The organism is Streptomyces liliiviolaceus (assembly GCF_018070025.1).
Taxonomy (GTDB): Bacteria; Actinomycetota; Actinomycetes; order Streptomycetales; family Streptomycetaceae; genus Streptomyces; species Streptomyces liliiviolaceus.
This window is the reverse complement of the sequence record NZ_JAGPYQ010000002.1, coordinates 1826241-1847742: the sequence shown is the minus strand read 5'-3', so window position 1 is coordinate 1847742 and position 21502 is coordinate 1826241. Positions and strand designations below refer to the sequence as shown.

19 protein-coding genes are annotated in these 21502 nt (G+C 70.7%); 8 read left to right on the top strand and 11 right to left on the bottom strand.

Features of this window, described 5'->3' with window-relative positions:
• Positions 1-111: 111 nt before the first annotated feature.
• Positions 112-702, bottom strand: coding sequence for a TetR/AcrR family transcriptional regulator (locus J8N05_RS43505; protein ID WP_210893131.1), 591 nt, complete (start codon positions 700-702; stop codon positions 112-114).
• Between the two features lie 281 nt (positions 703-983).
• On the opposite strand from J8N05_RS43505, the gene J8N05_RS43500 reads away from it, so the two are divergent.
• A complete protein-coding gene (locus J8N05_RS43500; protein ID WP_247706934.1) occupies positions 984-1865 on the top strand; it encodes an alpha/beta hydrolase family protein in 882 nt (293 codons plus the stop codon).
• 44 nt (positions 1866-1909) lie between these two features.
• Here the strand turns inward: J8N05_RS43500 and J8N05_RS43495 are convergent, their stop codons facing one another.
• Positions 1910-2293, bottom strand: a complete 384-nt coding sequence (locus tag J8N05_RS43495; protein WP_210894297.1) for a MerR family transcriptional regulator — start codon at positions 2291-2293, stop codon at positions 1910-1912.
• 129 nt (positions 2294-2422) lie between these two features.
• On the opposite strand from J8N05_RS43495, the gene J8N05_RS43490 reads away from it, so the two are divergent.
• Complete coding sequence (locus J8N05_RS43490) at positions 2423-3496, top strand: alkene reductase (RefSeq protein ID WP_210893126.1); 1074 nt, start codon at positions 2423-2425, stop codon at positions 3494-3496.
• A 43-nt stretch (positions 3497-3539) separates the two neighbouring features.
• Here the strand turns inward: J8N05_RS43490 and J8N05_RS43485 are convergent, their stop codons facing one another.
• The 8 genes from J8N05_RS43485 to J8N05_RS43450 form a co-directional block, all read right to left on the bottom strand.
• On the bottom strand, positions 3540-4049 hold the full coding sequence (locus tag J8N05_RS43485; protein ID WP_210893124.1) for an SRPBCC family protein: 510 nt from the start codon (positions 4047-4049) through the stop codon (positions 3540-3542).
• 38 nt (positions 4050-4087) lie between these two features.
• Positions 4088-4582, bottom strand: a complete 495-nt coding sequence (locus tag J8N05_RS43480) for a GNAT family N-acetyltransferase (RefSeq protein WP_210893122.1) — start codon at positions 4580-4582, stop codon at positions 4088-4090.
• Positions 4583-4702: 120 nt separating this feature from the next.
• Positions 4703-5896 (bottom strand): acyl-CoA dehydrogenase family protein, encoded by a 1194-nt coding sequence (locus tag J8N05_RS43475; protein ID WP_210893120.1) that lies wholly within the window; start codon positions 5894-5896, stop codon positions 4703-4705.
• 102 nt (positions 5897-5998) lie between these two features.
• Positions 5999-7015 (bottom strand): ThuA domain-containing protein, encoded by a 1017-nt coding sequence (locus tag J8N05_RS43470; protein ID WP_210893118.1) that lies wholly within the window; start codon positions 7013-7015, stop codon positions 5999-6001.
• A 29-nt stretch (positions 7016-7044) separates the two neighbouring features.
• Positions 7045-9192: an outer membrane protein assembly factor BamB family protein gene (locus tag J8N05_RS43465; protein WP_210893116.1), complete on the bottom strand. Its 2148-nt coding sequence runs from the start codon at positions 9190-9192 to the stop codon at positions 7045-7047.
• A gap of 165 nt (positions 9193-9357) precedes the next feature.
• The gene (locus tag J8N05_RS43460; RefSeq protein WP_210893114.1) at positions 9358-10245 is read right to left on the bottom strand and encodes a citryl-CoA lyase; all 888 of its coding nucleotides are present in this window, start codon (positions 10243-10245) and stop codon (positions 9358-9360) included.
• Entirely contained in the window at positions 10242-11444 is a 1203-nt protein-coding gene (locus J8N05_RS43455) for a CaiB/BaiF CoA transferase family protein (RefSeq protein ID WP_210893112.1), read from the bottom strand. Before J8N05_RS43455 ends, J8N05_RS43460 begins: the two co-directional genes overlap by 4 nt.
• Positions 11445-11571: 127 nt before the next feature.
• Entirely contained in the window at positions 11572-12357 is a 786-nt protein-coding gene (locus tag J8N05_RS43450) for an IclR family transcriptional regulator (RefSeq protein ID WP_247706933.1), read from the bottom strand.
• A gap of 129 nt (positions 12358-12486) precedes the next feature.
• Here J8N05_RS43450 and J8N05_RS43445 point away from each other — a divergent pair, with 129 nt between their 5' ends.
• The 6 genes from J8N05_RS43445 to J8N05_RS43420 are packed head-to-tail and all read left to right on the top strand — an operon-like array spanning position 12487 to position 20603.
• Positions 12487-13992, top strand: a complete 1506-nt coding sequence (locus J8N05_RS43445) for an aldehyde dehydrogenase family protein (protein ID WP_210893110.1) — start codon at positions 12487-12489, stop codon at positions 13990-13992.
• The gene (locus J8N05_RS43440) at positions 13989-15806 is read left to right on the top strand and encodes a thiamine pyrophosphate-binding protein (RefSeq protein ID WP_210893109.1); all 1818 of its coding nucleotides are present in this window, start codon (positions 13989-13991) and stop codon (positions 15804-15806) included. Before J8N05_RS43445 ends, J8N05_RS43440 begins: the two co-directional genes overlap by 4 nt.
• Before the next feature lie 57 nt (positions 15807-15863).
• The gene (locus J8N05_RS43435) at positions 15864-17045 is read left to right on the top strand and encodes an ABC transporter substrate-binding protein (protein ID WP_210893107.1); all 1182 of its coding nucleotides are present in this window, start codon (positions 15864-15866) and stop codon (positions 17043-17045) included.
• A 35-nt stretch (positions 17046-17080) separates the two neighbouring features.
• Positions 17081-17950 carry a branched-chain amino acid ABC transporter permease gene (locus J8N05_RS43430; RefSeq protein ID WP_210893105.1) on the top strand — a complete coding sequence of 290 codons (870 nt, stop codon included), beginning with the start codon at positions 17081-17083 and terminating at the stop codon, positions 17948-17950.
• Positions 17947-19830, top strand: coding sequence for a branched-chain amino acid ABC transporter ATP-binding protein/permease (locus tag J8N05_RS43425; RefSeq protein ID WP_210893103.1), 1884 nt, complete (start codon positions 17947-17949; stop codon positions 19828-19830). Before J8N05_RS43430 ends, J8N05_RS43425 begins: the two co-directional genes overlap by 4 nt.
• Complete coding sequence (locus J8N05_RS43420; protein WP_247706932.1) at positions 19827-20603, top strand: ABC transporter ATP-binding protein; 777 nt, start codon at positions 19827-19829, stop codon at positions 20601-20603. The genes J8N05_RS43425 and J8N05_RS43420 overlap by 4 nt, the downstream gene beginning before the upstream one ends.
• A 22-nt stretch (positions 20604-20625) precedes the next feature.
• Here the strand turns inward: J8N05_RS43420 and J8N05_RS43415 are convergent, their stop codons facing one another.
• Complete coding sequence (locus J8N05_RS43415; RefSeq protein WP_456339987.1) at positions 20626-21489, bottom strand: helix-turn-helix transcriptional regulator; 864 nt, start codon at positions 21487-21489, stop codon at positions 20626-20628.
• Positions 21490-21502: the final 13 nt, after the last annotated feature.

The window sequence follows — 21502 nt, the reverse complement described above, 5'->3', positions numbered from 1 at the left end:
CAACGCCCTTCCGGAGCCACCGGGCAACGGCCGCAGTCGCTTTCGAGCCAACCGCCGACCGCTGAAGGGCAGTCGCCGGCCGACGGCCGCCGACCGGCGACCGGCACCCTCTCAAGGCCGGCGGCGCAGGCCCGCGATGAGGATCTCCACCAGTCGACGTGCGTCGTAGCGGGGGTTGTTGCCCGCGCCCGCGCAGAGTCCGCCGACGCCGCGCATGAGTGCGTACGGATCCATGCCGGGATCGATCTCCCCCGACGCGGCCGAGGCGTCGAGCAGTTCGGCGCACACCGGTACGAGGCGCTCAAGGAAGTACGAGTGCAGGGGGTCGAAGCAGGGGTCGTCGGACTGCAGCACGGAGGCGAGCCCCTGTTTGGTGACCACGAAGTCGACGAACAGGTCGATCCACCGCGCCAGTGCGGCGTACGGCTTCGGGCCGGCCGTCAGCAGCGCGGGACCGGCCTCGGCCAGGGCCTCCACCTGATGCCGGTAGACGGCGACGATGAGGTCCGCCCGGGTCGGGAAGTGGCGGTAGATCGTGGCCGTCCCGACGCCCGCCTCGGCCGCGATGTCACGGATCGGCGCCTCGACGCCCGACGCGACGAAGACCGTGGCCGCCGCGTCGAGCAGGGCCTCCTGGTTGCGGCGCGCGTCCGCACGTTTGGGGCGGGCCGTACGTCCCGCACCCTGATCGCTTCCGCTCACCACACCGTCCCTGTCGCTGTCGGCACCACTGTCGGCTCTCGCTGCCGACTTTACTAAACGGGACGACGTCCCGTATGTTCGACGTCAATGCGGGACAGTGTCCCATTTCCCCATCATTGCAGGTGGGGGGACTGGTGGCCAATCGCGCAGAGTCAGCACGTCCGGACGGTCGGAAGAGGAAAATCCCCGTGACTGCATCAACTCCGTCAACTCCGTCAAGCGCATCGGCTGCATCCGCATCCGCATCCGCACCCGTACTCGCACCCACCCCCGTCGTCTCGGTGAAACCGTTGGTGCTGGACGCGCCCGGCCGTGGCGCGGACCTCCGGGTGCGGATCTCCGCGCCGGTCACCGGGAGCGGGCTGCCGATCGTCGTCCTCTCGCACGGCTTCGGGTCGTCGCTCGACGGCTACGGCCCCCTGGCCGACTTCTGGGCCGCTCACGGCTTCGTCGTCGTCCAGCCCACCCACCTCGACTCCCGCACCGTGGGCCTCGCCCAGGACGATCCCCGTACGCCGCGGATCTGGCGTCACCGCGTCGAGGACGTGAAGCGGGTTCTCGACCGGCTCGATCTGCTGGAGGCGGCCGTTCCCGGTCTCGGCGGCCGTCTCGACCGGTCCCGTATCGCCGTGGCCGGACACTCCTTCGGCGGCCAGACCGCGGGCAATCTGCTGGGTCTGCGGGTCCTGGATCCGGTGAGCAAGAAGGAAGCGGACCTCTCCGACGCGCGGATCAAGGCGGGCGTGCTGCTGGCCACGGCGGGAAAGGGCGGAGCCGACCTGACGCCGTTCGCGGCCGAGCGCTTCCCGTTCATGAACCCGGACTTCGCGCACATGACCGCGCCGGCCCTCGTGGTCGTCGGGGACCGGGACGACTCCCCGCTGTCCGTCCGGGGGCCGGAGTGGCTCGCCGACCCGTACTTCCTGAGCCCGGGTGACAAGAGCCTGCTCACCCTGTTCGGGGCGGAACACTCGCTCGGCGGGATCGCCGGCTACGAGGTCCAGGAGACGACGGACGAGAACCCCGAGCGGGTCGGCCTGGTGCAGCGGGTCACCTGGGCCTACCTCCGCCATGCGCTCGGCATCGAGGACGACAGCTGGACGGCGGTGCGCGAGGCCCTCGCCGAGGATGCCGCCCCATTGGGCCGGATCGAGTCCAAGTGACGTTACGCGCGGGCAGGAGCAGGACGCGGGCGGGTGTGCGACCGTCAGACGCCGGCCGCCGAGGCCGCCTGGAGCTGGTCGCGGTGCGCCCGCGCCGAGGTCATCAGCTGGTCGAGCGCGTCGCGGGTCTGGACGAGTTCCACGATGTGCGTGGTGAGCCGGTCGCGTTCCTGGCCCATGCGGTCGAGGGCGGCGTCGGAGTTCTCCTCGCTGGGTGAGTCGACGCAGGGCAGCAGTTCGGCGATGGTCCGGCTGGACAGGCCGGCCGCGTAGAGGTTCTGGATGAACCTGACGCGTTCGATCTCGTCGTCCGTGTAGTGCCGCTGTCCGCTCGCGCTGCGGGTGCTGGTGAGCAGCTTCTGTTCCTCGTAGTACCGCAACGACCGGACGCTGACACCGGCCCGCTCGGCGAGCTCCCCGATACGCATGACCTTCTCCCCGCTCTCCTCGCGTCCCACTGTTACCTGGGTCACAACACTTGCCCCTGACGTCAATGTCAGGTTTTAGCGTAACCGCTGTGCCCGGTACCCGGGCCACGGATCGCGAAGGAGTCGCAAGTGACGAGCCTGTTCCAGCGTTACGACCTCGGTGCCCTGACGCTGCCCAACCGAGTGGTGATGGCCCCGATGACCCGGGTGAGGGCCGCCGCCGGTGGTCTGGCCACGCCGTCGATGGCCACCTACTACGCTCAGCGGGCGAGCGCCGGGCTGATCGTGACCGAGGGCGTCCAGCCCAGTTCGATCGGGCAGTCCAACCCGGGTACGCCGGGCCTGCACACCGATGAGCAGGAGGCGTCGTGGCGGCCGGTGACGGATGCCGTGCACGCCAACGGCGGACGGATCTTCGCCCAGCTCATGCACGGCGGGCGCGTCTCGCACCCCGACACCACGGGTACGCAGCCGGTCGGACCGTCGGCCGTGGCCGCGGTCGGCGAGGTGTTCACGCCGACCGGACCCCAGTCCGCGCCCGTGCCCCGCGCACTGGAGACCTCGGAGGTGCCGGAGCACGCCCGCTCCTACGGCGACGCGGCCCGCCGCGCCGTGGACGCGGGATTCGACGGCGTGGAACTGCACGGCGCCAACGGATACCTGATCTCGCAGTTCCTCTCCTCCAACGCCAACCTGCGCACGGACGGCTACGGCGGCTCCGTGGCCCACCGCATCAGGTTCGCCGTCGAGGCGGTGTCCGCGACCGTCGAGGCCGTCGGCGCGGCACGCACCGGCATCCGGCTCTCGCCGGGCGGGACCTTCTGGGGAGTGGAGGAGACGGAGGTCGTCGACCTCTACACCGCTCTGCTCGCCGAGTTGGCACGCCTGGACCTGGCGTACGTGCACATCGAGGCGACCGCGGAGGAAGAGGTCCTGGTGGCGCTGCGCCGCGCCTGGCCCGGCACGCTCGTCATGAACCCGGTCCTCCCCATGGGACCCAAGCAGACCGGCCGGTCGGACGCCGACCACTGGCTCGGCCTCGGAGCCGACCTCATCAGCTTCGGCCGCGCCTTCATCGCCAACCCCGACCTGGTGGAACGCCTGCGCACGGGCGTGCCCATCGCCCCCGTCGACGAGGCGACCTACTACCAGGGCGGCGACGCCGGATACCTGACCTATCCGGCACACCAGTACAGCGCCTGACACCGGCCGGCGCGTCGCACGCGCCGAGAACGCCTGAGGCTGCTCAGGGGCGGGCCGGTGCCTCCAGCTCCCGCTTGAGGTTGCGCAGGGTTCTGTCGATGTTGCCGACCTGGAAGACGGCGAAGGTCTTGCCGCCGGTGGCCACGCGGTCGAAGGCGTTGGCGACGAACGTGGGCCAGGAGCGACGGTCGTCGGTCCAGGTCTCCGTCACCCGGGTGCCGCCGTCCTCCGCCTCGAACCGGTACTCCCAGGTGGCGATGGGTGCCTTGAGGCGCGGACGCCGGATTCCGATCGCGTGGACGCGGAAGGCGAGGCGGCTGCCGGGATCCGCCGCGGTGACCGTGCAGCGGGTCGTCCAGCGGAAGCCCCGACGTTTGTTGTGCCCCTCGAAGACCATCCCGGCCTGGGCCGGCGCGTCCCCGCCCGGGACGGTCGCGCCCAGGTTCTCGGGGCTCCAGCGGCCCATCTGCGAGAGTCGGCTGACCTGGTCGTAGACCGTCGAGGGTGATGCCTCGACCAGGATGTCGCGAGTGACGGTGAACGTGCGGGGCATGGGCACTCTCTCCGTGGGCGCAGAAGTTACCCGGGAGTCTACTCGTAAGTAGGAATGTGGAACTCCAGCTCGGGCCGGTCCCACACCACCGCGGGCGGTGTCGCCGACGCGGTCCCGACGTGCACCGCGCCCACACTGCGGTAGAAACCCTCGGCGGGGGGATGCGACACCACACGGACCCGGTCGAGCCCGGCCGCCCGGGCCTCGGCCGTCATGTGCGCCACGAGCAGCCGTCCCACCCCGCGTCCCTGTGCCTGATCGGCGACGAACATCAGGTCCAGTTCCGGCGGGGCGAGGACGAGTGAGTAGAACCCGAGCACCTGGCCCTCGTGTCCCTCCGCGGTGGTGACGGCCACGAACACGCGGTGGGTCTCGATGTAGTCGGGACCGACCCGGTAGCCCGCCACCATGGCCGCGTACTGGCCCTCGTAGGCGCGTGAACCGCGCACGAGCCGCGTGAGCCGTTTGGCGTCCCGCGCGGTGGCCCGGCGTACCGAGATCGAGCCACCCCTGCCTGTAACGCTCCGGTTCATCAGGCGAGTATTACAGGCAGGAGATCGCCGTCCGGACACCAGGTCCCAGCACACCAGGTCCCAGTACGCCTGGCCCCAGCACACCAGGCCCCAGTACGCCTGGCCCCCGAACGGCACGCCTCAGACGAACGCGCTCTCGCCGGTGACCGCCTTCCCGACGATGAGCGTGTTCATCTCCCGGGTCCCCTCGAAGGAGTAGATGGCCTCCGCGTCCGAGAAGAAGCGGGCCACGTCGTAGTCCAGCACGATCCCGTTGCCGCCGAAGATCTCCCGGGCCCAGCCGACGACCTCGCGCATACGCGCCGTGACATGGGCCTTGGCCAGCGAGGAGTGCTGGTCCTTGAACACGCCCGAGTCCTGCAGCCGGGCGAGCTGCAGCAGCATGCCCCAGCAGGCGGTGATGTTGCCGAGGCTCTTGACCAGCAGATCCTGTACGAGCTGGAAACCGGCGAGCGGCCGCCCGAACTGCTCGCGCTCGGTGGCATAGGCGAGCGCCAGCTCGTACGCGCCGATCATCACCCCCAGCGCCTGCCAGGCGACCCCGCTGCGGGTGGCGCGCAGCACCTCCGCGACGTCGCGGAAGGACTCGACGTTCTGGAGCCGGTCGGCCTCCGGCACCCTGACGTCGGTCAGGGTGATGTCGGCGTTCTCGACGATCCGCAGGGAGATCTTGTTCGCGATCTTCTCCGTGACGAAGCCCGGCGTGCCCTTGCCGACGACGAACCCCTTGACCTGCTCGTCCGCGAGGTCCCTCGCCCAGACCACGACATGGTCGGCGAAGGTGGCATTGCCGATCCAGCGCTTGGCGCCGTTGAGGACCCAGGTGTCGCCCTGCCGCTCGGCCGTGGTGCCCATACCGGCCGCCACGTCGGATCCGTCGAGCGGTTCCGTCAGGGCGAACGCCCCGATGGTGTCCATGGCGGCCATGCCGGGCAGCCAGCGGTCCCGCTGCTCCTGGCTGCCTCCGGCGTGGACGGAGTACATGGCCAGGCCGGTGTGCACGCCGAAGAACGTGGCGACGGACGCGTCCACCCGGCTCATCTCCAGCGCCATCATCCCGGTCAGCAGATGGCTCACCGCGGGACGGTGCTCGCCGTAGCCCTCGTACGACAGCCCCACCAGGCCGCTCTCGCGGAACTTGGTGATCAGTTCCTCGGGAAAGGTGCCCGCGGCCCAGTTCTCGTTCACCAGGGGCTTGACCTCGTCGTGCATGAACGCGCGTGTCTTCAGCAGGATCTTGCGTTCCTCGTCCGACAGCGCGGACTCGAAGTCGTAGAAGTCGGCGGCGATCCCGTCATCCATGGAAGATCTCATCTTCGCCTTCTTCCACGCTTTCCTTGCAGGATGCACGGGAATTCGGCGAAATGGATCAACCGGTCCCGCGCAGGAGTGAGTCGCCCCGCCCGGCGGAACGAGTCAGCCCGCCCGGCAGAACGGCTCCCTGCCCATGGCGGACTCGATGCCGCCGAGGATCAGCTTGCGGAACTGTTCGGCGCCGGGGAACGAACCGTCCGTCGAGAAGGCCGCGGCGTCATGGCCGAGCGTGGTGAGCCAGGCCCGTCCGCCGTCGTAGTACTGGCACCAGGCGACCGGGTGGTTCCTGCCATGGCCGGGGTGTCCCTGGTTCCCCGTGACGCCCTCGGTCAGCGTGGACTCGTCGACGGTGGCCAGGACCCGGACCTCCGAAGGGGCCGGGACGAGGTTGTACCACTCGTCGGAGAAGCCCCAGCGGGCCGGCAGCCCGGCGGTGGAGGAGTCGCGCCGGTTCTGTACGACGACCTCGCCCGGTTGCTCGGGTCCGTGGTCGTAGAAGTTGGCGCCGCCCAGCAGACCCTCGTACCAGGGCCAGTTGTACTCCGTGCCGAAGGCGTTGTGGATGCCGGCGAAACCGCCGCCGCCGCGGATGTACTGGCGCAGGGAGGTCTGCGCGGCGTCGTCGAGGGCGTCGCGGCTGGTGGAGTAGAAGACGACGGCGTTGTACCGGAAGAGCCGCGCCGGTGTGGCGAGTTGGGTGACGTCCTCGGTCCAGTCGACGGTGAAGCCGTGCTCCCTGCCCAGTTCGACCAGGGCGTTCTGGACGACGTTGGTGTCGGCGAGCGGCGGGTTGAGTCCGGTGCCGAGCGCGGGGCCGAGGTTGGCGTGCCGGGGCCCGGCGGTCCGCGTGTAGAGGAGCACCCGGTAGCCGTCCGTGCCCGGGGAGAAGTTCCCCCAGTCGTGGTAGCACTTGGCACTCACGCCACGGCAGACGCCGTAGTCCGGACTGCCCAACTCCGATGCGGCCGACGTGTGTTGCGCGCTCCCCGATGTCCCTTCGCCCCGCACGTCCCCCTCCTGCTGAAGACCGAAGAAGGCGGCCAGCGCGATGAGGAGCGTGGCACCGACGGCGGCGACCACGGACACGGCCGTACGCGCCGCACGTGCTCTTGATGTCATGGTGACCGACCCTCTCCCTGGACGGCGATTCACCGGACGACGATCTTGCCGGTGGACTGGGGGAAGACCGGGTCGTTGTAGAAGTACTCGCCGGCCCTGCCGAAGGTGTACGTGTACGACTGGCCCGGCATCAGCAGCCCCGTGTCGAACTCCGCGTCGAAGAACGCGACCGCGCCATGGGCCTGCGCGTTGTCGGCGGGGTTGGTGAAGGTGACGGTGGTACCGGCCGGGACCGTCAGGTGCTGGGGTGCCATGGCGTTCTGGGCGACCGTGTTCTCGGTGGTTCCGGGCGCGCCCGTGGAGGTGTTCCAGACGCGGCCGAGCGTGACGGTGTCGTGTGCCGCCGCCCCGGTCACCGCGGCGGTACGGATCTGGTTGCGGCGGGACGGGGGAGTGGGCGCGGGAGCCTGGCCCACCGTGCCGCCGAGTTTGAACGCCCAGAGGTGGTCGCCCCGCGGGATGTCGGGGAAGGGGAGGCCGTTGCCTCCGGCCAGCACGGCGATGTACTGCTCGCCGTCGATCTCGTAGCTCACGGGAACGGTGTTGACCCCGGCGCCGCACTGCCAGGTCCACAGGGTCCTGCCGTCGGTGTCGTCCATCGCTTCGAGGACGCCGTCCGGGCGGCCCTGGAAGAGGAGACGGCCGGCGGTGGTGAGGACGCCGTTGCCGTGCGCCAGCGACCACGGGCCCTCCTTGCGCCAGGCGACCGTGTTGGTGCGCGGGTCCATCGCGACCAGACCGCCGCCGAACAGCTCGCCGAGGGGCCGGGCCGTGTTGACCCGGCCGCCACGGGTGTTGGAGTAGGACGAGTTGACGAGCCCGTAGCCGACGTAGACGTATCCGGTCCGCGGGCTGAAGGAGGGGAAGCCCCAGTCGGCGCCGCCGCCCGCTCCCGGGAAGATGATGGTGGCCCGGTCCCAGAAGACCTCGTACAGGCCGCCCGTCGGATAGAAGGGGACGGGCCGGGTCGTCTTGTCCAGCTCCGGGTACGGGGACACGAACGGTTCGCCGCCGGGGAAGGGCTGGGTGGGGGACGTCTTCTGGAGGGTGTGCTGGGGGACCGGCCGCTCCTCCATGCCGTGCACGGCCTCACCGGTTCGGCGGTCGAGGACGTAGTACCAGCAGGTCTTCGAGCCGTAGACGACGACCTTGCGCTTCCTGCCGTCGACGAGCAGGTCGGCGAGGACCGGTGCCATGACGTTGTCGGCGTCCCAGATGTCGTGGTGGACCGACTGGAAGTGCCAGCGCCGCTTGCCGGACTTGGCGTCGATGGCGACGATCGAGTTGGCGAAGAGGTTGTCGCCCCCGCGCGAGGACCCGTCCGTACGGGGATAGGGGTTGCCGAACGTCCAGTAGACGAGGCCGAGTTCGGGGTCGACGGCCGGGTGGATCCAGGGGACCGCGCCGCCGGTCTTCCAGGAGTCGCCCTCCCAGGTGTCGTGCCCGTACTCGCCGGGTCCCGGCGGACCCCAGAAGGTCCACACGACGGCGCCGGTCCGGGCGTCCAGCGCGTACCCGCGTCCGCGGGCGCCGGCGGTCGAGCCCTCGGTGCCGATGTAGACCAGGCCGTCCCAGTGCACGACAGCGCCCGCGAGGCCGCCGCTGTTGCCGCCGCACTGGCCGCTGTCGTTGTCGCAGCCGTCGTCACCGCCGTTGTCGTCGACGATCAGCGGCTTCTGCCAGACGATCGCGCCGGTCCGCCGGTCGAGGGCGTACACGATGTTGGCGCCGGAGATGGTGAAGACCTTGCCCTCGGCGACGGCGACGCCACGCATGTTGGTGGTCTCGGTGCCGAGGCCGGCACTCCAGATCACCTCGCCGGTCCTGCCGTCGATCGCGAAGACGTTCTGCTGGGTGGTCTCGACGTACAGCACACCGTCCCGCACGACGATCGTGCACTGCTGGTACGCGCTGGTGGAGCCGCCCTCCAGGTTGATGTGCCAGGCCCCGCCGAGCCGTTCGACGTTCTTCGGGGTGATGTCCTGGAGCGTGGAGTGGTTCTGGTTGCCGTAGTCGCCGCCCACCTTGGGCCAGTCGGCGCCGGTGGTGCCGAGCGCGGCGGACTGCCGGGGGACCGGGAGCGCGAGGCCCGGGGCCGCGCTCGCGGTGGATGCCGCGGTGGAGGCGCCGACCGCACTGCCCGCCGCGGCCGTCAGGAGGAAGGTCCGTCTTTCCATCGCCGAGTTCCCTCGATTCGATCAAGGTCCGCTAGATGGTTCATGCGAGCCGCACCATGGGTTCGCGTGATGGGAGGTCACGTTAGGGACGGCTGTGCGTCCATGACAAGACACGTGACAGGGGATTTTCGCGTCGCACGCGTCGATGCGAGGGTCAACGAGCCGCTACGGACGCGCTGTTGGTGCCACCAGGTGGACAGGCACCATGGAAGGCGGCATGGGGCTCTTGTTGCGTCGCCCCTGCCCCGTCTCCTCCCACGCGTGCGCCAGGATGCCGACACTGCGGCTGAGTACGAACAGGCCGCGGGCCAGCGGCGCGGCGAAGCCCAGTTCGGCGTAGATGACGGCCGTGGCGCCGTCGATGTTCATGGGCACCGGCTTCTTGCCGGCGCGTCCGCGGTTGAGCAACTCCTCCACCGCGCGGGCCGCCCGCAGATGGGCGCCCTCGACCAGGCCGTCCGCCACGGCCCGGTCCACCAGCGCGAGCAGCGGGTCGCGGCGCGGATCACGCGGGTGGAAACGGTGTCCGAAGCCGGGCAGATAGCGCGAGCGGGCCCGCCACTCGCCGACGACCTCCGCGACGGCGAGCTCGAACTCCGCGTCCCGGGCGCGCTGTTCGGTCTCTCGGACGGGCTGCCCGGCCTCTCCGTCGGGCCGCGCCGTACTCCCGCTCTGCCGTTCGACGATCTCGCCCAGTAACTCCACACACTGCTGACCGGCCCCGCCGTGCACATCGCCGAGCATGTTCACGCCGGTGGCCACCGCGCTGTTGAGCCCCACCCCGCAGGTGGCGGCCATCCGGGCGGCGGCGATCGAGGGTGCCTGCGGGCCGTGGTCGACGCCGGCCACCAGCGCCGCCTCCAGCAGTCCGGCCTGCTCTGCGCGGGGGAGTTCACCGCGGAGCAGCAGCCAGATCGTCTCGACGAAGGTCGCGTGGCCGATCAGGTCCTGGACCGGGTGCTCGCGCAGTTCGACGATGCCGGGCTCGACCCGGCTGACGGCGGTGGCCCACCACTGCGCGACCAGACCGTCCTGCGGCCCGGTCGCCGTCATGACGCCCGGGCCTCGGCGGCGTGGCGGTGCGCACGCCAGCGGGCGATCAGCCGCTCCCGCTCCTCGCCGTGCTCGTCGAGCAGCGGGGGCGGGGTGTCCGGTGACAGCGCCTCGCCGTCCACCAGTACGCCGTTGCCGCTGACTCTCAGCGTGCGGCCGGAGCCGTCCGGATAGGGCAGGTCCGTGAAGAAGCCGCGATGCGCCAGCTGTTCCAGCTCGACGGCCTCGGGGACGGTCAGGACGCGGGCCGCCGGGACCCCGGCCGCGGACAGCATGGCCTCCCACTCCAGGGCGGTCTTCCTGCGCAGGGCCGCGTTGAGTTCGGAGTTGAGTTCCGCGCGGTGCAGCTTCCGCGCCTCACGCTCGGCGAACCTCGGGTCGTCGATCAACCGGGGCAGCCCGGCGAGACGGCAGAGCGTGACGAACTGCTCCTGCCGGTTGGCGGCGATGTTCAGCCCTCCGTCGGCGGTCTCGAAGGTCCCGGACGGCGCCGCGGTGGCGTTCTGGTCGCCCATCGGCTCCGGATCCACCCCGCTGACCAGGTAGTTGGAGACCGCCCAGCCCATCGCGGAGAGGGAGACCTCCAGCATGGACACGTCCAGCCGGGCCCCTTGCCCGGTCCGCTCCCGTCCGACCAGGGCCGCGCTGATCGCGAGGGCCGCGCCGAGACCGCCGAGCGAGTCGCACACCGGGAAACCCACCCTGAGCGGGGCGGTGTCGGTGGTACCGGTGATGCTCATCATCCCCGAGAGCCCCTGGATGATCTGGTCGTAGGCGGGCGCGGCACTCATCGGCCCCGACTGGCCGAAGCCGGTGATCGCACAGCTGACCAGCCGCGGATTCAGCTCCCGCAGCCGGTCGGCCCCGTACCCCATCCGGGCCAGCACGCCGGCCCGGAAGTTCTCCAGGAGGACGTCCGCGCCGCACAGCAGTTCCTCGAAGTCGGCCCGGTCGCCGGGGTCCTTGAGGTCGAGTACGAGGGATTGTTTGCCCGCGTTCTGGGCGAGGAAGGACGCGCCGATACCGGACCGGTTCAGCTCCGGATCCGGGCCGAGACTCCGTGCGAGGTCGCCCCTGCCCGGCTGTTCGACCTTGACGACCTCGGCGCCGAGGAGCATGAGGTGGTAACTGCAGTACGGCCCTGCGAGCACATTGGTGAGATCGAGTACGCGGATTCCTGAGAGCGGTCGTTCGGGCATGCACCGGCTCCTTCTGCGGTCACAGCGGTTCGAGCGGGTCAGGCAGGTCCAGCGGGTCAGGCGGGTCAGGTAGGTCAGGTAGGTCCAGCGGTTCGAGCGGGTCAAGCGTGTTCTGAGAGTCGTCGGTTCACTTCGCGGGGCTGAGCGGATGGTCGAAGCCCTGCTCCGACATCCGCCGGGCGACCTCGGCGAGCGCGGTGGCGAACCGCTCGACGACGGACTCGGGGAAGCGGTGGCTCGGACCGCTGAGCGAGAGCGAGGCGACCACGGCCCCGCCGCGCCCCACGACGGGTACGGCGACGGCCGTCAGCCCCTCGTCGCGCTCGCCCCGGCTGACCGCGAAGCCCCGCTCCGCCGCCAGGTCCGCCCACACCCGCAACTGCCTGGCATGTCCCTCACCGTGCGGCGAGCCCGCGGCGATCCGGCGCAGCAGGGCATCGGGTGCCGTACGCAGCAGGATCTTCGACGAGGCACCCGCCCACAGCGGGAGTTCGTCGCCGACCCGTACGACATGACGCAGCGGCTGCGGGCTCTCCTGCTGGGCCACGCAGACACGGGACAGGCCGCGCAGCATGAAGAGATTGACCGTCTCCTGCTGTTCCTCGGCCAGTTCGCGCATCAACTTGCGTGTCTCGCGCGGCAGTTCCCAGCTGGTGTGCGCGAGGTGGGCCCAGCGCCACAGGCCCGGCCCCGCCGTGTAGCCGGCCGGGGTGTCCCAGAGCAGACCGCACTGCTCAAGGGTCTGCACCATGCGGACCACCGTGGTCTTGGCCAGCCCGGTCGCGTCGACGATCTCGCGCAGCGTGACCGTCGGCTGATCCTCCGTCAGCAGTCCCAGGATGTCCAGAGCCCTGCGCACACTGCGCACCCCGGTCGCCTCGGCCGCCGCCCCCTCATGGTCGGTCCCGCTCACGCGCCTTCCCCCTCTGCTTCGAAACTTCCTCGAACGGCCCTCTTGTCACCGCGAGTTGGCGCCCGTACGTTACACGCCGACCCACAGAGCAGTCCACCAGTACCACTGAGCGGTTTCCTGGGAGATCTCATGCTCGATTCCCTTCTCAAAGCCGGCAGGGACGCGGCGGTGGCCGAAGCGCCTCCCTACGTCGCCGGCCGATGGGGTGGCAGCGGACCCGCGTCGACCCGAACAGGCCCTTACCTGCGCCGCGTGGTGAGCCGGACCTCGACGGCGACCGGGGACGAGATCTCCCGCGCCCTCGCCCGGGCCCGTACCTCGGCCCGGACGGTGGCCGAGCTCGCGCCCGCACTGCGCGCCGACGTCCTGGAACGAGCATCCCGCGCCGCGTCCGCCCACCGCGAGGGCCTGGCCCGCCTCCTCGCCCTGGAACTGGGCAAGCCGGTCAGGGACGGGCTCGGCGAGATCGACCGGGTCGCCGACACCTTCGCCGTGTGCGCCGCGGAGGCACGGCACATCGGCGGCGAGACCCTGCCCGTCGCGGGCTGGGCACGCGGCGTCGGCAACACAGCCTTCACCTACCGCGCCCCGGCCGGGGTCGCCCTCGCCATCACCCCCTTCAACGCTCCCGCGAACCTCCTCGCGCACAAACTCGGCGCGTCCTTCGCCGCGGGCAACACCACCCTCGTCAAGGCCCCGCCCCAGGCCCCGGCCTCCACCGCCGCGATCGTGGCCCTCCTCCTGGAATCCGGTATGCCCCCGGAGGGCGTGCAGTTGCTGCACGGCGGCGCCGAGGTGGGCGCGATGCTGTGCGCGGCAGACGAGGTGGCCGTCATCAGCTTCACCGGCAGCGCGGAGACCGGCCGTGCCGTCGCCCGCGCGGCCGGGGCCAAACGACTGGTCCTCGAACTCGGCGGGAACGCCGCCACGATCGTCTGCGAGGACGCCGACATAGGGCAGGCCGCGAAGGAGTGCGCCCGCACCGGATACAGCAACTCCGGCCAGAGCTGCATCTCCGTCCAGCGCGTCTACGTCCACCGCTCCCGCTACGCCACCTTCCTCGACGCGTTCACGGCCGCCGTCGACACCCTCAAGGTCGGCGACCCGCTCGACCCGGCCACCGACGTGGGGTCGATGGTCGACGAGGAGGCCGCCGAACGTGTGGTGCGCTGGTCCGCGGAGGCCGCCGCCTCCGGCGCCCGCGTGCTGCGCGGCGGCACCCGCGACGGCGCCACCGCGGCGCCCACCGTCGTGGCGGACCCCGCACCGGACTCCTCGGCCGTGGTCCACGAGGTCTTCGGGGCACTGGTCGCGGTGCTCCCCTACGACGACTTCAGTGCGGTCATCGACCTCTGCAACGCCAGCCGCTACGGCTTGCAGGCGGGGCTGTTCACGCGTGACCTGGGCCGTGTGATCACCGCCTGGCGGGAACTGGAGACCGGCGCGCTGATCGTCGGCGGCACCTCGAACCACCGCCTCGACCACATTCCCTTCGGCGGGGTCAAGGACTCCGGCTTCGGCCGGGAGACACCCCGCTCGATGATCGACGACTACACGGTCGTCAAAACACTCATGCTCCGCGGCCTGTCCGTCTGGGGCGACACGACGTCCATCGACGGGGAGAGCACCGCATGACCGTGACCGCCGCCGAAGCCCTGGTCGCCCAACTGGAGTCGTACGGAGTCGAGTACGTCTTCGGCACCTGCGGCCACACCAACATCGCGCTGCTGGACGCGCTCGGCCCGAGCCCGATCCACTTCGTGATCGCCCGGCACGAACAGGCCGCCGCACACGCCGCCGACGGCTACGCCCGTGCCTCCGGGAAACCCGGCGTCCTGCTCACCCACGTCGGGCCCGGCATGATGAACGCCGTCACCGGGGTGGCCACCGCCGCCCTCGACTCGATCCCGCTGATCGTCATCTCCGGCGACATCCCCTCCTACTACTCCGGCCGCCACCCGCACCAGGAGGTCAACCTCCACGCGGACGCCGACCAGACCGCCATCTACCGGCCCCTCACCAAACGCGCCTGGCACGTACGCCGCGTCCAGGATCTGGCCCGTACGACCGAGCGCGCCTTCTGGACCGCGACGTCCGGACGGCCCGGGGCCGTGCTGGTGAACATCCCGATGGACCTGCTCAGCCGACAGGTCGAGGAGTACGCCGACGACCACCCGCTGCCCAAGGGCGCCGCGCTGCCCGCTCTGGACCGGGACACCGCCGAACGGATCGCCCAGACCCTGCTGGCCGCCGAACGCCCGCTGATCTACTTCGGGGGCGGGCTGCGCAAACCGGCAGCGCGCCAGGCCCTTTCCGCCCTCGCCGAGCACCTCGACATCCCCCTCGCCCACTCCCTGATGGGCAAGGGCGTCCTGTCCGACAGCCACCCCCTGCTGCTCGGCATGCCCGGCTTCTGGGGCCTGGAGACCACCCACGCGTACACCAGGGGCGCCGATGTGGTCCTCGCGCTGGCCACCCGGTTCGCGGAGACCGACGCCAGCTCGTGGGACCCGGCGTACACCTGGACCTTCGGCGAGAAGCACGGCTCGACCGGCGACAGCCACAACCCGCCCGGTGACCGGCACAATCCGCCCGGTGACCGGCACGGCCCGCCCAGCAGGCTCATCCAGATCGACATCGACCCCGCCGAGATCGGCCGCAACTACCCCGTCGAGATCGGCGCAGTGGCGGATGTCGGCGACGCGGTACGAGCCATCGGAGCCGCGGTGAGATCCGCCCGCCCCGAGCCCTTCGTGAGGGAAGGGCTGCGCGAGACCGTCGCCGCCGCCCGCCGGGCCGTCTTCGACACCGCCCGCGAGGACGGCCGCAGCGACACTTTCCCCCTGCGGCCCCAGCGCATCCTCGCCGACCTGCGCGACGCGCTGCCCGACGACGCGGTGCTCGTCACCGACGTCGGCTGGAACAAGAACGGCGTCGCCCAGTGCTACGAACTCCCCGACGGCGGGCGCTTCATCACCCCCGGCGGAGCCTCGACCATGGGCTTCGGCCCCGCCGCGGCGGTCGGCGTGCAACTGGCACAGCCGGACCGCGTGGTGGTCGCGCTCATCGGCGACGGCGGGATGAGCGCGCAGCTGCCCGCGGTGCCGATGGCCGTCGAACAGGGCCTGCCCGTCGTCTTCGTGGTGATGAACAACCGGGCCCACGGCACCATCGCCGACCTCCAGGCCTCGTCCTTCGGCCGGTCCTACGGCTGCGAGTTCACCGATGCCGAGGGCCGGCCCTACAGCCCGGACTTCGCGGCCTTCGGCCGGTCCTGCGGCGCCGACGGACACACCGTCACCGCCCCCGCCGACCTCTCCAAGGCCCTCGCCGACGCGGTCGCCCGGCGCAGGCCCGCCGTCATCGACGTACCGATGGTCAACGAACCCGTGCCGACGCCGGGCCACTGGAACATCAAGGACATCTACCGCGGGTCCTTCGCCGACTGACCGCCATCCCCCACATCGTCCTGTCCGTTCACCGCTCGCCCACAACGAGGTGACCCCATGACCCGCAGCAGCACCCCACGACCACGCACCGGCACGCGCACCACCGCCCGAGCTGTCGTCTGCACCGCCTCGGCGCTGGCCGTCGCCCTCACCGCGTGCAGCGCGCCCGGTGAGTCGGACGACGACACCAAGGCGTCCTCCGGTCCCATCAAGGTCGCCGTCGTCAACGCGCAGAGCGGACAGCTCAGTTCGCTCGGCGACTGGGAGTACAAGGGTGCCAAGCTCGCCGTCGACGAGTGGAACGAGAAGGGCGGGGTCGACGGCCGCAAGATCCAGCTGAAGCTCTTCGACGACCAGGGCGACCCGACCACCGGCACCAACATCGCCCGCAGGCTGGTCAGCGACAAGTACGTCGCCATGATCGGCACGGCGGAGAGCGCGGTGACCATCGCCATGGGTCCGGTGCTGCAACAGGCGAAGATCCCGAACATCACCTCCGGGCAGTCCGACGGGCTGGTCGCGCTGAAGAGCCCGTACCTCTTCCTCAACGGGCCGACCAGCACCACCTACGACTCGACGCTCGCCCAGCACCTGGTGAAGGACAAGGGCTACGAGAAGATCGCCATGATCACGAACAACGGCTCCTTCGGGAAGGGCGAGCACGACGCGTTCCTGAAGGCCGTGAAGGACCTCGGTGTCACCCCGTCGACCGACCAGGTGGTCACCACCGACCAGAAGGAGTTCAGCGCGGCCCTCACGAAGATCCGGTCCACGAAACCGCAGGTGATCTTCATCGGCTCGGAGGAGGTCGAGGCGGGCCTGATCGTCAAGCAGGCCCGGGACCTGGGCATCACCGCCCCCTTCGCGGGCGCGGCCCCCCAGGGCACCCCCGTCTTCATCGACACCGCCGGAAAGGCCGCCGTCGAAGGCACCATCGTCAGCTCGCCCTATCTGAGCAACGACGTCAGCGACGCCTCGAAGAAGTTCGCCGCCGCGTACCAGGACGCGTACGGCAAGGAGGCGGAACTGCACGGCGCCAAGGCCTACGACGGCGCGAACATCCTGCTCACCGCGCTGAAGACCAGCAACGGGGCGAGCGGCCAGGAACTCGCCGACGCCATCCGCGACACCCGGTACAAGGGTCTGCTCGGCGACTTCCGGTACGACGAGTCGGGCGTCGGCATCACCAGGACCACCATCGGAGTCATCCGCGACGGCGAACTCGTCCCGCAGCAGTAGGCATCGGGAGCACTGGGAACCTGGGGAGCACCGAAGTGCAGGAGACACTGCAGACACTCGTCGGAGGCCTCAGCCTCGGGGCGGTCTACGCCCTGGTCGCCATGGGGTTCTCCCTGGTCTACCGCACCATGGGCCTGGTCAACTTCGCGCACGCCGACATCGCCATGATCGGCGCCTACGCCGCCTCCACCTTCTACCTGACCTACAAGCTGCCCTTCGCCGTCGCCATGGTCGTCGCCATCGCGGTCACCGCGGCGATCGGCCTGGTCATCGAGCGGGTGCTGCGGCCCCTGGAGAACAAGGACTTCGACCTGATGCTGATCGGCACGATCGGCTTCGGCATCGTCCTCCAGGCCGTCGCCATCCTGATCTGGGGCACCACCGGACGGGCGGTCCGCTCACCCGTACCGGCCGCCCCGCTCGATGTGTTCGGGGTGCGCGTGCGCACGTACGACCTGCTCGTGATGGCCGTCGCGGCCCTCGCGGTGCTGGGCCTCGCCTGGTTCCTCGCGCGCACCAAGCGCGGCGCCGCCATGCAGGCCGTCGCCATGGACCACGAGGCGGCCACCGCGGTCGGTATCAACGTGGGTCGGAGCAACGCGCTCGCCTTCTCCATCGGCGCGGGCCTCGCCGCCCTCGCGGGTGGTCTCGTCGGACCGATGCTGTACGTCGACGCCTCACTCGGCGGCGCCCTCGGCATCAAGGGGTTCGCCGCCGCGATGCTCGGCGGTTTCGGCTCCGTCCCCGGCGCGGTCGTCGGCGGCCTCGCGATCGGCGTCCTGGACTCCTACGCGGCCGGCCACTTCCAGGGCTATTCGGTGCTGGTGACCTTCCTGGTCTTCACCGCCGCCATCATGATCCGCCCGATGGGTGTCTTCGGGGAGAGGACGGTGAGCCGCGCGTGAAGTTCCGTGCCGCAACCCTCGGGGCCCTGGCGGTGGCCGCCTGGCTGCTGCCGTACGGCCTCGGCGGCTACTCCATCCATGTCGTCAACATCGCCCTCATCTATGCCCTGTTGGCCATCGGCATGGGCCTGGCCATGGGTATCTCCGGGCAGATCAACCTCGCCCAGGTCGCCTTCTTCGGCGTCGGCGCGTACACGCTCGCCATCCTCACCACCGACTCCGGATACGGGTTCTGGGCGGCGGCCGTGGTCGCGGTGCTCGCGACCGTGGCGACGGGCCTGTTCGTCGGCATCCCCGCCCTGCGCATGCAGTCCCACTATCTGGGGATCGTCACCCTCGGTCTGGCACTGGGCTTCATCAACTGGATCACCAACGCCTCCGTCACCGGCGGAGCCGACGGAATATCCGGCATCCCGCTGCCCACCCTGCCCGGCATCGACCTCTCCAGCGAATACCTCTACTACTACCTGGAGTTGGTGGTCTGCGCGCTCGGCCTCGGCTTCGGACTCTTCGTCGTCCGTACGCACCTGGGGCGACGGCTGCGCGCGATGCGCGACGACTCCCTGGCCGCGGGCGCCATGGGCGCGGAGATCCCCCTGCTGCGCATGACCGCGTTCCTGCTCGCGAGCCTGTACGGGGGCCTCGCCGGAGTGCTGTACGCGGGCCTCATCCGCTATGTCGCCCCGGAGACCTTCTCCATCGGCAACATGTTCATCCTGCTCGCCATGGTCGTCATCGGCGGCCGGCGCTCCCTCGTCGGCTGCGTGGTCGGCGCGATCGGGCTCACCCTGATCCGCGAGTGGCTCTCCGACTTCTCGACCTACGCACAGCTCGGATACGGCGTGGTGGTCGTCGTCATGGTCGTCTTCGCACCGACCGGCCTCGCCGGAATCCCCACCCGCGCAAGGGACTTCGTGCACCGGCGGCGACCGCGCGGGAGCCCGGGTGAGGACCGTGCCCGACTGCGCCCCTTCCAGCCGTACGAGCCCGTCGAGCGCCCTGCGGCCACCACCGGGCCCCTCCTCGACATCCGGTCCGTCACCAAGGACTTCCGCGGACTGCGAGCCCTGGACGACGTCTCCCTCACGGTCGCCCCCGGCGAGATCCGCGGCATCGTCGGCCCCAACGGCTCCGGCAAGACCACCCTGTTCAACGTCATCAGCGGCTTCTACCGGGCCACCTCGGGACAGGTACGGTTCGCCGGCCGCGCCACCACCACCGCCCGCCCCTACACCCTGTCCCTCCTCGGCCTGGCCCGCACCTTCCAGAACCTGCGCCTGTTCGGCCAGTTGACGGTCCGCGAGAACATCCTCGTCGCCCTCGACCGCACCAGGACACACACCATCTGGCAGTACGCCGTGTGGCAGCCCGGAGTCGTCCGCCGCGAGCGGCGACTGCGCCGCCGGGCCCAGGAACTCCTGGACCGCTTCGGGCTCACCGACTTCGCCGAGGCGGCGCCCGGGTCGCTGCCCTACGGCATCCAGCGGCGCATCGAGATCGCCCGCGCCATGGCCGTCCGGCCCCGCCTGCTGCTGCTCGACGAACCGGCCGCCGGACTGAACGGCGAGGAGGTACGCCAACTCGCCGACATCGTGCGCTCCATCCGGGACAGCGGCACGACGGTCGTCCTCATCGAGCACAACATGGGCCTGGTCATGTCGCTGTGCGAGCGCGTCACCGTGCTCTCCAGCGGCGGGGTCATCGCGGAGGGCACACCGGCCGAGGTGGTGGCCGCGCCCGAGGTCATCGAGGCGTATCTCGGGGATTCGGCGATGGCGGACGTACCGCGACCGGAACCGCACCCGCACGCGGGGCCAGGGCCGGAGCCGGGGCCTCCGCCTGCTTCGCCTCCACCCGCTTCGAAGGAGGCGACCCGATGAGCCCGATGGGTCCGCTCAGGACCATCCCCTTCCGGCGAACGACCGCACCCGACACGGACACTCCGGCCACCCTCACCGTCGACGACCTGTCCGTCCACTACGGCGGGGTCCGCGCGGTCAGTTCCATCAGCTTCAGCGTGGCGCCCGGGGCGTCGGTGGGCATCATCGGCGCCAACGGCGCGGGGAAGACCTCCACCCTCAAGGCCCTGATGGGACTGGTGCCGCGCGGCGGCGGACGCATCACCCTGGGCGAACGCGACCTGACCCGGACACGGGCCCGCGACATGGTCCGGCACGGCATCGGCTACGTACCGGAGGGCAGGCATGTGTTCCCCGGCCTGACCGTCGAGAAGAACCTGCTGCTCGGCGCGTACGCCCGCCGGTGGGACGCCGGGACCCGGGCCACGCTGGCCGAGGTGCACGAACTCTTCCCCGTACTGGGCGAGATGGGCGGGCGCCTCGCCGGCGCGCTCTCCGGCGGGCAGCAGCAGATGCTCTCCATCGGTCGCGCCCTGATGGCCGGGCCGCGCATCCTCCTCCTCGACGAACCGTCCATGGGGCTCTCGCCCAAACTCGTCGGGGAGATCCTGAGCGCGCTGAGACGGCTGCGCGAGGAAGGGCTGAGCCTGCTTCTCGTCGAGCAGAACGCCAAACTCACCTTCGGCGCGACGAGTCACTGCCTGGTCATGGAGAACGGCAGCGTCGCCATGACGGGCACCTCCGAGGAGCTCGGCCAGGACCCGCGGGTACGGCGGATCTACCTCGGCCTGTGACCCCGTCCGGCCACGGATGGCATCACCCGGTGGTGCCGGCGGCGAACCGGTCGGTGCCCAGCACGGTGAGCAGGGCGAGCTTCTCGTGGCTCTCCGTGCCCGGCGTCGCGGTGAAGATGAGCAACGACTGGCCCTGGTCCGGTTCCAGCAGGAGCTGGCAGTAGAGGTCCAGCTCCCCGACCTGGGGATGCACGAACCGCTTGGTCTCGCTCCACCGCAGGCCCACCTCGTGGCGCTCCCACAACCGGGCGAACTCCTCGCTGGTGCGCAGCAGGACGTCCGCCAGGTCCGCCGCGGTGGAGCCGGGCCCGTCCCGGGTGACGGCCGCCCGCAGCAGCGCCACATTGGTCCGGCTGTTCCTGTCGTACCCGTCGGGGTGGTACCGCTCACGGGCGACCGGATCGGTGAACCACCGGTACGTGGCGCTGCGGGCGTTGCCGGTGTACTGGGTCTGGTGGCCGAGCAGCGCCACCGCGGACGGCGTCTGCAGCAGAGTCTCGCCGAGCGGGCCCATCACCTGGGCGGTGGTGCCCGCCAGGCCGTCCATGACCCGCATCAGCCCGGGGCTCACATGGTGAAGGCGCGCGTCACGGCGGGCGGTGCGGTAGCCGGCCAGCAGGAACAGGTGATCGCGTTCGTCCGGGGTCAGCCGCAGACCGCGGGCGATGGCCGCGACCATCTGCTCCGACGGCTGCGGTCCGTCGCCGCGTTCCAGTCGCGCGAAGTAGTCGGCGGACATCGTGCACAGCTCCGCGACCTCCTCGCGGCGCAGCCCCGGAGCACGGCGGCGCTGCCCACGGCGCAGGCCCACATCCTCGGGTTGCAGCGCCGAGCGTCGAGTACGCAGGAAGGCGCCCAGGGACGAGCGGTCGAACGTGTGGTCCATGAGCCCCATCCTT